General features: G+C 60.0%; 15 protein-coding genes. All 15 read right to left on the bottom strand.

Features of this window, described 5'->3' with window-relative positions:
* Window positions 1-14 precede the first annotated feature (14 nt).
* Window positions 15-1,124 (bottom strand): flavodoxin-dependent (E)-4-hydroxy-3-methylbut-2-enyl-diphosphate synthase, encoded by a 1,110-nt coding sequence (gene ispG, locus DKB71_RS05740; protein WP_003185136.1) that lies wholly within the window; start codon window positions 1,122-1,124, stop codon window positions 15-17.
* Window positions 1,125-1,127: 3 nt separating this feature from the next.
* Complete coding sequence (locus tag DKB71_RS05735; protein ID WP_408599844.1) at window positions 1,128-2,117, bottom strand: RodZ domain-containing protein; 990 nt, start codon at window positions 2,115-2,117, stop codon at window positions 1,128-1,130.
* Complete coding sequence (pilW, locus tag DKB71_RS05730) at window positions 2,117-2,875, bottom strand: type IV pilus biogenesis/stability protein PilW (RefSeq protein WP_408599843.1); 759 nt, start codon at window positions 2,873-2,875, stop codon at window positions 2,117-2,119. Before pilW ends, DKB71_RS05735 begins: the two co-directional genes overlap by 1 nt.
* Window positions 2,876-2,891: 16 nt before the next feature.
* Window positions 2,892-4,034 carry a 23S rRNA (adenine(2503)-C(2))-methyltransferase RlmN gene (gene rlmN, locus DKB71_RS05725; RefSeq protein ID WP_274077264.1) on the bottom strand — a complete coding sequence of 381 codons (1,143 nt, stop codon included), beginning with the start codon at window positions 4,032-4,034 and terminating at the stop codon, window positions 2,892-2,894.
* Window positions 4,035-4,062: 28 nt separating this feature from the next.
* A complete protein-coding gene (gene ndk / locus DKB71_RS05720) occupies window positions 4,063-4,488 on the bottom strand; it encodes a nucleoside-diphosphate kinase (protein WP_024014216.1) in 426 nt (141 codons plus the stop codon).
* A 195-nt stretch (window positions 4,489-4,683) separates the two neighbouring features.
* Window positions 4,684-4,884, bottom strand: a complete 201-nt coding sequence (iscX, locus tag DKB71_RS05715) for a Fe-S cluster assembly protein IscX (protein ID WP_274077265.1) — start codon at window positions 4,882-4,884, stop codon at window positions 4,684-4,686.
* A 14-nt stretch (window positions 4,885-4,898) separates the two neighbouring features.
* A complete protein-coding gene (fdx, locus tag DKB71_RS05710) occupies window positions 4,899-5,240 on the bottom strand; it encodes an ISC system 2Fe-2S type ferredoxin (protein ID WP_274077266.1) in 342 nt (113 codons plus the stop codon).
* Between the two features lie 2 nt (window positions 5,241-5,242).
* Window positions 5,243-7,105 (bottom strand): Fe-S protein assembly chaperone HscA, encoded by a 1,863-nt coding sequence (gene hscA, locus DKB71_RS05705; RefSeq protein WP_408599842.1) that lies wholly within the window; start codon window positions 7,103-7,105, stop codon window positions 5,243-5,245.
* 51 nt (window positions 7,106-7,156) lie between these two features.
* Window positions 7,157-7,678 (bottom strand): co-chaperone HscB, encoded by a 522-nt coding sequence (gene hscB / locus DKB71_RS05700; RefSeq protein ID WP_323605699.1) that lies wholly within the window; start codon window positions 7,676-7,678, stop codon window positions 7,157-7,159.
* 8 nt (window positions 7,679-7,686) lie between these two features.
* The gene (iscA, locus tag DKB71_RS05695; protein WP_003227904.1) at window positions 7,687-8,010 is read right to left on the bottom strand and encodes an iron-sulfur cluster assembly protein IscA; all 324 of its coding nucleotides are present in this window, start codon (window positions 8,008-8,010) and stop codon (window positions 7,687-7,689) included.
* 34 nt (window positions 8,011-8,044) lie between these two features.
* On the bottom strand, window positions 8,045-8,431 hold the full coding sequence (iscU, locus tag DKB71_RS05690) for a Fe-S cluster assembly scaffold IscU (protein ID WP_046820395.1): 387 nt from the start codon (window positions 8,429-8,431) through the stop codon (window positions 8,045-8,047).
* Window positions 8,432-8,531: 100 nt separating this feature from the next.
* Window positions 8,532-9,746, bottom strand: coding sequence for an IscS subfamily cysteine desulfurase (locus DKB71_RS05685; protein ID WP_034150842.1), 1,215 nt, complete (start codon window positions 9,744-9,746; stop codon window positions 8,532-8,534).
* A 50-nt stretch (window positions 9,747-9,796) separates the two neighbouring features.
* Entirely contained in the window at window positions 9,797-10,288 is a 492-nt protein-coding gene (iscR, locus tag DKB71_RS05680) for a Fe-S cluster assembly transcriptional regulator IscR (RefSeq protein ID WP_007903581.1), read from the bottom strand.
* 238 nt (window positions 10,289-10,526) lie between these two features.
* Window positions 10,527-11,303, bottom strand: coding sequence for a serine O-acetyltransferase (gene cysE / locus DKB71_RS05675; RefSeq protein ID WP_046820397.1), 777 nt, complete (start codon window positions 11,301-11,303; stop codon window positions 10,527-10,529).
* 2 nt (window positions 11,304-11,305) lie between these two features.
* Complete coding sequence (gene trmJ, locus DKB71_RS05670; protein WP_408599841.1) at window positions 11,306-12,076, bottom strand: tRNA (cytosine(32)/uridine(32)-2'-O)-methyltransferase TrmJ; 771 nt, start codon at window positions 12,074-12,076, stop codon at window positions 11,306-11,308.
* Window positions 12,077-12,221 lie beyond the last annotated feature (145 nt).

Below are 12,221 nucleotides of genomic sequence, written 5' to 3'. Positions count from 1 at the left end.
CGGCTCAGTCGGGCTCAGCCGCGCGCGATAACCGCTGCGTCAGCTTCGACCTTCTCGGCCGCTTTCTGGCGGATCAAGCGTTCAAGCTCATCCACCAGATTGTCATTCGTCAGTTTCTGCGACGGCTTGCCGTCGATGTAAATCAGGTTTGGCGTGCCGCCGGTCAAGCCGATATGGGCTTCCTTGGCTTCGCCCGGCCCGTTGACCACGCAACCGATGACCGCGACATCCAGCGGCACCAGCAGGTCTTCGAGGCGCCCTTCCAGCTCGTTCATGGTTTTCACCACATCGAAGTTCTGCCGCGAGCAGCTCGGGCAGGCGATGAAGTTGATGCCACGGGAACGCAGGTGCAGGGACTTGAGAATGTCGTAGCCGACTTTCACTTCCTCGACCGGGTCAGCCGCCAACGAGATGCGAATGGTATCGCCAATCCCTTCGGCGAGCAGCATACCGAGGCCCACGGCAGATTTCACTGTGCCTGAACGCAAACCACCGGCTTCGGTAATCCCCAGGTGCAACGGCTGGACGATTTCCTTGGCCAGCAAGCGGTAGGCTTCGACGGCCATGAACACGTCGGAGGCCTTCACGCTGACCTTGAAGTCCTGGAAGTTCAGGCGCTCGAGGTGCTCGACGTGGCGCAAGGCCGATTCGACCAGCGCGGCCGGGGTCGGCTCGCCGTATTTCTTCTGCAGGTCTTTTTCCAGGGAGCCGGCGTTCACGCCGATACGGATCGGAATGCCGCGGTCACGGGCGGCATCGACCACCGCGCGCACGCGGTCTTCGCGACCAATGTTGCCCGGGTTGATCCGCAGGCAGTCGACGCCCAGTTCGGCTACGCGCAACGCGATACGGTAGTCGAAGTGAATATCGGCAACCAAAGGTACTTTGACCAGCTGCTTGATCTTGCCGAAGGCCTCGGCGGCGTCCATGTCCGGCACGGACACCCGCACGATATCGACGCCCGCGGCTTCCAGACGGTTGATCTGGGCAACGGTCGCAGCGACGTCGTTGGTGTCGCTGTTGGTCATGCTTTGCACAGCGATGGGCGCATCGCCGCCAACAGGAACGTTACCGACCCAGATCTTGCGTGATTCGCGACGTTTGATTGGAGATTCGCCGTGCATGACTTATTGACCCAACTTCAGGCGAGCAGTCTCGCCACTGGTGAACGGAGCGACATTGACCGCCTGGCCGTTGTAGCTGACCTGAGCGCCACGGGCGTAGCCCAGGCGTACGGAAAACGGCGGCTTGCCACTGACGGAAACGCTATCGCCTTTACGCTTCAGACCGCTCAACAGCACCTTGCCGGCGCCGTCGGTCACCTGGGTCCAGCAATCGGCGGTGAACTGCAATTGCACCTGGCCCTGGCCTGCAACAGCAGGCGCTGCTGGCGCTGGAGCGGCAGCGGTTGGCGCTGGCACAGCTGGAGCAGCCGGTGCTGCAGCGACAGGAGCAGCCGGCGCTGACGTTGCAGGTGTGGCGACGACAGGAGCGGCAGCTGGCGCAACAGGCGCTGGCGTTTCAGCCGGTGCCGGGGTCGCGGTTTCGGCCTGTGGCAAAGCCAGGGCCGTTGCATTATCCGTCTGACCTTCCGCGACAGCCTGGTCTTCCGGCTCGTCCAGCGGATGAATCTGGGTGGTGCCGTCGGCGCCTTCTACTTCAACGTGTTCCGGGGTCAGGCTGACCACATCCTTGGTGCGCTGCGAAGTCTGGTCCTGCCACCAGGCAAAACCGCCACCCACCACGGCCACCAGCAGCAACAGGCTGACAATGCGCAGGATGGTATGGGACACACGCACCGGCTCTTCGATACGGCCCAGGCTGTGCACGTTGCTGCCCTTGGAATCGGTACCGGTGGACTGGTCGAACTGCTGGACCAGGACGGCCTGGTCCATGCCGAGCAATTTGGCATAGGTGCGAATGTAACCGCGGGCAAAGGTGTGCCCCGGCAGCTTGTCGAAAGCACCGGCTTCCAGATTGCTCAGGGAGCTGACGGTCAGGTTGAGCTTGAGGGCCACTTCGGCCAGCGACCAGCCATTGCTTTCGCGGGCCTGGCGCAAGGTCTCACCGGGGTTAACGCGATTCGCTGCTACAACTTCAGGATGCGCCGCTTTCATCATTGCTCCGACAGGTATTGCTGATATTCCGGTGTACCGGGATAGAGTCGTTTTAATTGCAGGCCAGCACTGGCGGCCTTGTCGCGATCATCAAACACTTTGGCCAGGCGAATGCCGAGCAATAGACTACGTGCATTTTGCTCGGTAAGCAGGCTAAAACGATCGTAATAGTCACGCGCGGGCACATAATGCCTGTCTTCGTAAGACAACTCAGCCATTTCCAGCAATGCACGAGGCTGTTGTCGATTCAAGCGCAGGGCTTTTTCCAGTTGTTGCTGGGCCAACTCGCGCTGGCCGAGCATCGAGGCCGTCATGCCCAGGTTCTCGAACACGCGTGAACGCTCAGGATACAGGGTATCGGCGGCGGCCTGCTCGAAGCGCTCGTAGGCTTCCTTGTAACGTTTCTGCTCGAAGAGAAAACTGCCGTAGTTGTTGAGGATTCGCGCATCGGTGGGGCGGGAAGACAGCGCCTTGCGAAAATGCTGGTCAGCCAGGTCGGGCTCCATTTCAGCCTGGAATACCAGCCCCAGCGCCGCATTGGCGTCCGGGTCGGCGGCGTCCAGTTCCAGTGCCTTTTTCAAGGGCACCTTGGCGCGCTCAGTCATGCCTTGTTGCAAATAACCAATGCCCAGCTGCACGTAGGCATCGCGCGCCTCGTCACGGCCTTTGCTGGTCTTCATCGGGTTGTAGTCGCCCGAAAGCACACAGCCAGCACAGAGGCTGGCCAGTAGCAAAAGCAGCGCAAAGCGCAGGGACATGGAGATCCTCTCTTGATTACTTCGCAGCGTTCGACGCCATATCGTTGTCGGCGTTGAGTTCACGCACGGCGATATAACGTTCGCTGCGACGGGTGCGATCCAGCACCTGCCCTACCAATTGACCACAGGCCGCGTCGATGTCTTCACCACGGGTGGTGCGAACAGTGACGTTGAAACCGGCATGATGAAGCTGATCCTGGAACCGGCGAATGGCGTTGTTGCTCGGCCGCTCGTACCCGGAATGCGGGAACGGGTTGAACGGGATCAGGTTGATCTTGCACGGGATATTTTTCAGCAACTCGATCATCTCGACCGCGTGCTCGACCTTGTCGTTGATGTCCTTGAGCAAGGTGTACTCGATGGTCAGCACGCGCTTTTCGCCCAGGGACGACATATAGCGCTGGCACGACTCGAGGAGCATCTTAAGCGGATACTTCTTGTTGATCGGCACCAATTGGTTACGCAATGCGTCATTCGGTGCGTGCAGGGACAACGCCAGGGAGACGTCGATGTGCTTGGACAGCTCATCGATCATCGGCACCACGCCGGAGGTCGACAGGGTCACACGGCGCTTGGAGATGCCGTAGCCCAGGTCGTCCATCATCAGGTGCATGGCCGCGACGACGTTGTCGAAGTTCAGCAGCGGCTCACCCATGCCCATCATCACCACGTTGGTGATGGCACGGTCGACGGTTGCCGGGACGCTGCCAAAGGATTTGTTGGCAATCCACACCTGGCCGATGACTTCGGCGGCGGTGAGGTTACTGTTGAAGCCTTGCTTGCCGGTGGAGCAGAAACTGCAATCCAGGGCACAGCCTGCCTGGGACGAAACGCACAAGGTGCCGCGTTTGCCCTGGGGAATGTACACGGTCTCGACGCAGCTGCCGGACGCCACGCGCACCACCCACTTACGGGTGCCGTCGCTGGAGATGTCCTCGCTGACCACTTCCGGACCACGGACCTCAGCAACAGCCTTGAGCTTTTCGCGCAAGGCCTTGCTGACGTTCGTCATGGCGTCGAAATCATCGACGCCAAAGTGGTGAATCCATTTCATTACCTGACCGGCACGGAAACGCTTCTCCCCGATTGAGTCGAAGAATTTTTCCATTTCCTGTTGAGTCAGACCCAGCAGGTTGGTTTTTACAGTCGATGTAGTCATGGATTCACCTTCACTCTTAAGCCAATGCTTAGCGAGTGGTTACTTCAGTAGCTGCGAAGAAGTATGCGATTTCGCGAGCGGCAGCGGCTTCGGAGTCCGAACCGTGTACAGCGTTGGCGTCGATCGATTCAGCGAAGTCAGCACGGATGGTGCCGGCAGCTGCTTCTTTAGGGTTGGTAGCGCCCATCAGCTCACGGTTGCGAGCGATAGCGTTTTCGCCTTCCAGAACCTGAACAACAACCGGACCGGAGGTCATGAAGGCAACCAGGTCGCCGAAGAAACCGCGCTCGCTGTGCTCAGCGTAGAAGCCTTCGGCTTCGGCTTTGGACAGTTGCTTCAGTTTCGAAGCTACAACGCGCAGGCCAGCGTCTTCGAAGCGAGTGGTGATCTTGCCGATCACGTTTTTAGCAACGGCGTCAGGCTTGATGATGGAGAAAGTACGTTGAACAGCCATGGTGTAACTCCAGAAACGGTAATTTGCGAAAAATTAAACCCGCGAATTATACGCGGGTTCTTGGGTATTGCCTAACTGTGTACAGGTCGCCCGCTCTGTAGGAGCTGCCGAAGGCTGCGATCCTTTGATCCTGGCCTTTCGCTTGAGATTCAAGTGGCACCGGAAAGATCGCAGCCTCGCTTCGCGAGTCAGCTCCTACTCGCGTTCTTCGATCCAGTGGGCCTGAATGGCCTCCAGGATCTTTTCGCCACAATGCTCAGGCTTGTCGTCGAATTCGGGCAATTCCATCACCCATTTACGCAGATCGACGAAGTTGACCGACATAGGGTCGACCTCAGGCTTGCTTTCAGCCAGCTGGATCGCGATTTCCAGCACATCAGTCCACTTGAGACTCATGACAATTCCTTGAATCAGTGCGGCGCTTCGGCTGCGTGGTTGAGCGAGTACTTCGGAATTTCAACGGTCAGGTCTTCGGTGCCGACCTTGGCCTGGCAGCCCAGGCGGGACACAGGCTCAAGCCCCCAGGCCCGATCAAGATAGTCCTCTTCCAGCTCGTCAGCTTCTTCCAGCGAGTCAAAACCCTCGCGAATCAGGCAGTGACACGTGGTGCAGGCACAGACGCCGCCGCAGGCACTTTCCATCTCGATATGGTGTTCATGAGCCAGTTCGAGGATGGAAATACCTGGCTCAGCCTCCACGACCATGCCATCCGGGCAAAACTTTTCGTGTGGCAGAAAAATGACCTGCGGCATCGTTATTCCTCAATCTCATTCAGGTTGCGCCCCGCCAGCGCGGCTTTCACCGTCGAGTCCAGGCGGCGGGCAGCAAAGGCGTCGGTCACTTGCGACAGACGCTTGGTCTGCTGCTCGATGGCGAAACCATCGGTACCTTTCATCAGTTCGGTCAGTTCCTGCACCTGCAAGTCGATGACCAGGCGCTCGTCGGCGTCGAGCAAACGCTCGCCGTCAGCCTCAAGAGCCGCCTGCACCGCTTCGATCAGGCGCTGGGCGTCGACTTGCTGCTCACGCAGTACGCGGGCAACCTTGTCGTCGTTGGCGTGCTGGAACGAATCCTTGAGCATCTTGGCGATTTCGCCGTCGGTCAGGCCGTAGGACGGCTTGACCTGGATGCTGGCTTCCACGCCCGAACCCAGTTCGCGGGCGGAAACACTGAGCAAACCATCGGCATCGACCTGGAAGGTCACGCGAATCTTCGCCGCACCGGCGACCATCGCCGGAATACCGCGCAATTCGAAGCGCGCCAGGGAGCGGCAGTCGCTGATCAGCTCGCGCTCGCCCTGCAACACGTGGATCGCCATGGCCGACTGGCCGTCTTTGTAGGTCGTGAAGTCCTGGGCCCGAGCGACGGGGATGGTGGTGTTGCGCGGAATCACCTTCTCCATCAGGCCGCCCATGGTTTCCAGGCCCAGGGACAACGGAATCACGTCCAGCAACAGCAGTTCATCGCCATCGCGCTTGTTGCCGGCCAGGGTATCGGCCTGGATCGCGGCACCGATGGCCACCACTTGATCCGGGTCGATTTCGGTCAGCGGCTGACGACCGAAGGCTTCAGCCACGGCTTCGCGAACACGCGGTACGCGGGTCGAACCGCCGACCATGACCACCGCATGCACATCTTCCAGCTCGACACCGGAATCACGTACCGCACGGCGGCAGGCTTTCAGGCTGCGTGCGACCATCGGCTCGATCAGGGCATCGAAGGCTTCGCGGGTCAGCTCGGCTTTCCAGTCGCCGTGAGCCACTTCGACCGACGGAGCATTGGTCAGCGCTTCTTTCGCCGCGCAGGCGGTTTGCAGCAGTTGACGCTGCGCGCCCGGGTCGAGATCGGCGGACAGGCCGGCGCTCTCGATGATCCAGCCAGCGATCGCGTGGTCGAAGTCATCGCCGCCCAGGGCGCTGTCGCCGCCGGTAGCCAGGACTTCGAAGACACCGCCGGTCAGGCGCAGAATAGAGATATCGAAGGTGCCGCCGCCCAGGTCATAAATCGCCACCAGGCCTTCGGCATGCTGATCCAGACCGTAGGCCACTGCTGCTGCGGTCGGCTCATTGAGCAAGCGCAGCACGTTGAGGCCGGCCAGTTTGGCCGCGTCCTTGGTAGCTTGGCGCTGGGCGTCGTCGAAATAGGCCGGAACGGTGATCACCGCGCCGACCAGCTCGCCGCCCAGGGTCGCTTCAGCGCGCTGACGCAGGACCTTGAGGATATCGGCGGACACTTCCACCGGGCTTTTCGGGCCCTGGATGGTGTCGATGAACGGCATGTGCGACTCGCCACCGACAAAGCGGTACGGCAGCTGATCACCCAGCTGCTTGACGTCGGACAGACCACGGCCCATCAAGCGCTTGACCGACAGCACGGTGTTCAGGGGATCGGTGGCGGCCGCCAGCTTGGCGGATTCGCCAACTTCGACGCGATCGGCGTGGTAACGCACGGCGGACGGCAGGATAACCTGCCCTTGCGCGTCGGCCAGAGGCTCGGAAAGACCACTGCGCAATGCAGCGACCAGCGAATTGGTAGTGCCCAAGTCGATTCCCACAGCCAGACGACGCTGGTGCGGTTGAGGACTTTGGCCGGGTTCGGCGATCTGCAGTAGGGCCATCGTTATCAGGACTTATCTGTATATCAGGCGTGCGACCGGAGCGGCACTGGGTTAATCGTCGAGGCGCTCTTCCAGCTGGCGCACTTCGTAGGTGAGCTTGTCGAGGAACTGCATGCGCCGCATCAGGCGTTCGGCCTGTTCGCGGTGCACGGCATCGTCCCAGCAAGCTGCGAAGCTTTGGTTCAGTTCATCCTGGGCAGCCTTCAGGCGGCGCTTGAAGACGGCGACGCCATCGAGGTCGGCGCTGTCCTGCAGGTCTTCGAGCTCTTCGCGCAACTCCATCTGTTGCAGCAGAAATTCCGGATCATGCACCGTGACCTCCAGCGGCAGCTCGCCACCATTCAAGGCGAGCAGGTAACGCGCGCGCTTGGGTGGGCTCTTGAGCGTCTGGTAGGCCTCGTTGAGGCTCGCGGATTGCTCCAGCGCCAGCCGCTGCTCCCGCTCGGAAGCGTCGGCAAAGCGGTCCGGATGAACACTGCGCGCCAACTCACGGTAGCGCGTAGCCAGCTGGTCGAGATCCAGGTTGAAACTCGGTTGCAGCTCGAATAAAGCGAAATGACAAGGAGTACCCACGACAAGCCTCAGATGTTGAAGCTTTCGCCGCAGCCACATTCACCGCGCACGTTGGGGTTGTTGAACTTGAAGCCTTCGTTCAACCCTTCCTTGACGAAATCGAGCTCGGTGCCGTCCAGGTAGGCCAGGCTCTTCGGGTCGATGATCACTTTCTCGCCGTGACTCTCGAACACCTGGTCCTCTGCAACCACCTCGTCGACAAACTCCAGCACGTAGGCAAGGCCGGAACAGCCTGTGGTGCGAACACCCAGGCGGATCCCTTCACCCTTGCCGCGCCCGTCGAGGGAGCGCCGCACGTGTCGAGCAGCCGCTTCTGTCATGCTGATAGCCATCGGTGACTCCTTACTCGTCGCCAAAAACTGAAAGTCAGATCAAGCCTTTCTTCTGCTTGTAATCGCGAACGGCAGCCTTGATGGCGTCTTCGGCGAGCACGGAGCAGTGGATTTTCACTGGCGGCAGGGCCAGCTCTTCAGCCAGCTGGGTGTTCTTGATGGTTTCCGCTTCGTCCAGGGTCTTGCCCTTCATCCACTCGGTGGCGAGGGAGCTGGAAGCGATGGCCGAACCGCAGCCGTAGGTCTTGAACTTGGCATCTTCGATGATGCCGGCTTCGTTGACCTTGATCTGCAGGCGCATCACGTCGCCGCATGCCGGGGCGCCGACCATGCCGGTTCCGACATCCGGGTCTTCGGCATTCATCTTGCCGACGTTACGCGGGTTTTCGTAGTGGTCGATGACCTTTTCGCTGTAAGCCATGATTCTAATCCTCACTCATCAGGGCCGCTCTTGAGACCCTGTAGCTGCGCTGCGTCAGTCGCCGCGTCGCTACAGGAGCTGTATCTGGCGGCTTCTATATTTAGTGTGCCGCCCACTCGATCTTCGAGATATCGACGCCGTCTTTGTACATGTCCCACAGCGGCGACAGAGCGCGCAGCTTGGTAACGGCCTCGCAGACTTTCTGCGCGGCGTAATCGATTTCTTCTTCGGTGGTGAAACGGCCGAAGGTGAAGCGGATCGAGCTGTGTGCCAGTTCGTCGTTGCGGCCCAGGGCGCGCAGTACGTACGAAGGCTCCAGGGACGCCGAGGTGCAGGCCGAACCGGACGAAACCGCCAGGTCCTTGAGCGCCATGATCAGCGACTCGCCTTCAACGTAGTTGAAGCTCAGGTTCAGGTTGTGCGGAACGCGGGCAGTCAGGCTGCCGTTGACGTACAGCTCTTCCAGGTGCTCGACCTGCTTGTAGAAACGGTCGCTCAAGGCCTTGATGCGCACGTTCTCGGCAGCCATGTCTTCCTTGGCCACACGGAACGCTTCGCCCATGCCGACGATCTGGTGGGTCGCCAGGGTGCCCGAACGCATGCCGCGCTCGTGACCGCCGCCGTGCATGGTCGCTTCGATACGTACGCGCGGCTTGCGGCTTACGTACAGGGCGCCGATGCCTTTAGGACCGTAGGTCTTGTGGGCGGAGAACGACATCATGTCGACTTTCAGCTTCTGCAGGTCGATCTCGACCTTGCCGGTGGACTGGGCGGCGTCGACGTGGAACAGGATGCCCTTGGAACGCAGCAGTTCACCGATCGCAGCGATGTCGTTGACGGTGCCGATTTCGTTGTTCACGTGCATCACCGACACCAGGATGGTGTCGTCGCGCAGTTCGGCTTCGATCATCTCTGGAGTGACCAGGCCGTCGGTGCGAGGCTCGATGTAGGTCACTTCGAAGCCTTCACGCTCCAGTTGGCGCATGGTGTCCAGGACAGCCTTGTGCTCAATCTTGGTGGTGATCAGGTGCTTGCCTTTGGTGGCATAGAAATGTGCCGCACCCTTGATTGCCAGGTTGTCGGATTCGGTGGCACCGGAGGTCCAGACGATTTCGCGCGGGTCGGCATTGACCAGGTCGGCCACCTGACGACGGGCGTTTTCGACGGACTCTTCGGCTTTCCAGCCAAACACGTGGGAACGGGACGCCGGGTTACCGAAGTTTCCGTCGACCAGCAGGCATTCACTCATCTTTTGCGCGACACGCGGATCAACCGGGGTAGTCGCTGAGTAATCAAGGTAAATCGGCAATTTCATGGACTATCTCCTAAATCAGGCTGGCTGGCGTGCCGCTAGCTCTCTGGCTGTCATTCGACGGCGGACGCTTCAATCTTGTCCAGGCGTGGCGCCTTGCTGTTGCAACGGCGTTGATCCTGACGCTGGGCTACTTCTTGCACCTCACGGCGAGTCACAAGGTCAGCCAAGCTGATACCGCTCAGAAATTCGTGAATCTGCAGGCTCAGATCGCACCACAAGTGGTGGGTCAGACAGGTGTCGCCTTGATGGCAATCACCCTGGCCCTGGCATTTGGTCGCATCGACCGATTCGTTCACCGCATCGATCACCTGGGCGACCTGGATACCTTGCATGTCGCGAGACAGCTGGTAGCCGCCGCCTGGACCGCGAACGCTGGACACCAGATTGCTGCGGCGCAATTTGGCGAACAGCTGCTCAAGGTAGGACAGGGAGATGCCTTGGCGCTCGGAGATATCGGCCAGGGACACGGGCCCGTGCTGCGCGTGCAACGCCAGGTCGAGCATGGCGGTCACGGCGTATCGGCCTTTTGTAGTCAGTCGCATGGACAATTACCACGGAGTTCGGAATGAGGCGAGTATGCAATTCCCGAGTATTTAAGTCAACTATAAGACCTAGTACTTTAGTCAGGTTTACCCGCAAAAGAGCGGCCGCATCATAGCAAAGGCTGGGGGTGAACAGCCAGCAATTGCGCGTTATCGTTCTTCGCGAGCAAGCCCGCTCCCACATTGGAATGCATTTCAAATGTGGGAGCGGGCTAGCTCGCGAAGGGGTCGACGCGGTCTAGCTGGCCTGACTCTGATCCTTGTCCTTCACACAGGCGAAGTCTTCTTCGCGCAGCTCAGGCAGATCTTTCGCACAGTAATTACTGCCCAGATCCTTCAACGCCCCGCACATCCCCTCCAGACGCCCATCGACCGCCTGCAGGTGGTCAAGCAGCTGGTTAATGGCGCGAGCCACCGGGTCCGGCATGTCTTCGGTCACACCGTAGGCATCGAAACCGATCTTCTCGGCCATGGCCTTGCGCTTGGCGTCCAGCTCCTGGTCGGGCTTGACGATGATCCGCCCCGGAATCCCCACCACAGTGGCGCCCGGCGGTACTTCCTTGGTCACCACGGCGTTGGAGCCGACCTTGGCACCCGCACCCACCGTGAACGGCCCCAGCACCTTGGCGCCGGCACCCACCACCACGCCATCACCCAGCGTCGGGTGGCGCTTGCCTTTATTCCAGCTGGTACCACCCAGGGTCACGCCCTGATAAATGGTCACGTCATCGCCGATTTCGGCGGTTTCACCAATGACAATGCCCATGCCATGGTCAATGAAGAAACGTCGACCCACCTTGGCCCCCGGATGGATCTCGATCCCGGTCAGCCAGCGACCGAAGTTCGACACCAGCCGCGCCAGCCATTTCAGGTCTGCGCGCCACAGCATGGCCGACAGACGGTGAATCCAGATGGCATGCATACCGGGATAGCAAGTCAGGACTTCAAAAGCGTTACGCGCCGCCGGGTCTCGATGGAATACGCTCTGGATATCTTCACGCAAACGCTCAAACATCATTAATCCTTCCGCTTAAGAAGCTCACCACGGGCCGCTTTTTGGGTTTCCGTGAGGATGCCACGCAAAATATTCATTTCCGCCCGGCTGACCGAGCTGCGTCCGTACAACCGGCGCAGGCGCGCCATCAAGTGCCGTGGTTTTTCCGGATCGAGGAATTCGATGGCCACCAGGGTTTGCTCCAGGTGCTCGTAGAATCGCTCCAACTCATCCATGGTCGCCAGCTCAGCGCTTTTGACCGATGCCACTTCTTCCTTCTCGACCTTGGTCGGCTGACCTTGGGCCGCCAACCAGGACATGCGCACTTCATAACTCAACACCTGCACCGCCGCCCCAAGGTTCAGCGAACTGAACTCAGGGTCTGATGGGATGTGCACATGATAATGACATCGCTGCAGCTCTTCGTTGGTCAGGCCGGAATCTTCACGACCGAACACCAGGGCGATCTCGGCGCCCTGCCCGGCTTCCTCGACCACCTTCGTGCCGCATTCGCGCGGATCGAGCAGTGGCCAGGGAATGCGCCGGTCGCGGGCGCTGGTGCCGAGCACCAGGTTGCAACCGACCAGGGCATCTTCCAAGGTGGCGACGACTTGCGCGTTTTCAAGGATGTCACCGGCACCGGAAGCGCGGGCATCGGCCTCGTGGTGCGGGAACAGGCGCGGCTCAACCAGCACCAGGCGCGACAGGCCCATGTTCTTCATGGCACGCGCAGCCCCGCCGATATTGCCCGGATGACTGGTATTGACCAGGACGATACGAATGTTTTGCAGCAAGGGAGGCGCTCTCGAACACGATAATCGGGAGCCGAATCTTACAGCTGTAGCTACCGTTAAGCCATGAAAGCGAACGTCGTCCTTCTCCTGTAGAAACTTTCTGATAGAATGCCCGGCTTTCTTTAACAACCTTAGGTGACACATC

Origin of the sequence: Pseudomonas sp. PLMAX, assembly GCF_046042685.1 — a bacterium.
Taxonomy (GTDB): domain Bacteria; phylum Pseudomonadota; class Gammaproteobacteria; order Pseudomonadales; family Pseudomonadaceae; genus Aquipseudomonas; species Aquipseudomonas putida_AE.
Note: the sequence above shows the minus strand (reverse complement) of the source record. Positions and strands in the feature narration are given on the sequence as shown.

Excerpts from the sequence above, each read along its gene's own strand:
- ispG (WP_003185136.1), bottom strand. The coding sequence starts at position 1,124 with ATGCACGGCGAATCTCCAATCAAACGTCGCGAATCACGCAAGATCTGG.
- iscX (WP_274077265.1), bottom strand. The coding sequence starts at position 4,884 with ATGAGTCTCAAGTGGACTGATGTGCTGGAAATCGCGATCCAGCTGGCT.
- rlmN (WP_274077264.1), bottom strand. The coding sequence starts at position 4,034 with ATGACTACATCGACTGTAAAAACCAACCTGCTGGGTCTGACTCAACAG.
- iscR (WP_007903581.1), bottom strand. The coding sequence starts at position 10,288 with ATGCGACTGACTACAAAAGGCCGATACGCCGTGACCGCCATGCTCGAC.
- iscU (WP_046820395.1), bottom strand. The coding sequence starts at position 8,431 with ATGGCTTACAGCGAAAAGGTCATCGACCACTACGAAAACCCGCGTAAC.
- ndk (WP_024014216.1), bottom strand. The coding sequence starts at position 4,488 with ATGGCTGTTCAACGTACTTTCTCCATCATCAAGCCTGACGCCGTTGCT.
- DKB71_RS05735 (WP_408599844.1), bottom strand. The coding sequence starts at position 2,117 with ATGAAAGCGGCGCATCCTGAAGTTGTAGCAGCGAATCGCGTTAACCCC.
- pilW (WP_408599843.1), bottom strand. The coding sequence starts at position 2,875 with ATGTCCCTGCGCTTTGCGCTGCTTTTGCTACTGGCCAGCCTCTGTGCT.
- iscA (WP_003227904.1), bottom strand. The coding sequence starts at position 8,010 with ATGGCTATCAGCATGACAGAAGCGGCTGCTCGACACGTGCGGCGCTCC.
- hscA (WP_408599842.1), bottom strand. The coding sequence starts at position 7,105 with ATGGCCCTACTGCAGATCGCCGAACCCGGCCAAAGTCCTCAACCGCAC.
- cysE (WP_046820397.1), bottom strand. The coding sequence starts at position 11,303 with ATGTTTGAGCGTTTGCGTGAAGATATCCAGAGCGTATTCCATCGAGAC.
- DKB71_RS05685 (WP_034150842.1), bottom strand. The coding sequence starts at position 9,746 with ATGAAATTGCCGATTTACCTTGATTACTCAGCGACTACCCCGGTTGAT.
- fdx (WP_274077266.1), bottom strand. The coding sequence starts at position 5,240 with ATGCCGCAGGTCATTTTTCTGCCACACGAAAAGTTTTGCCCGGATGGC.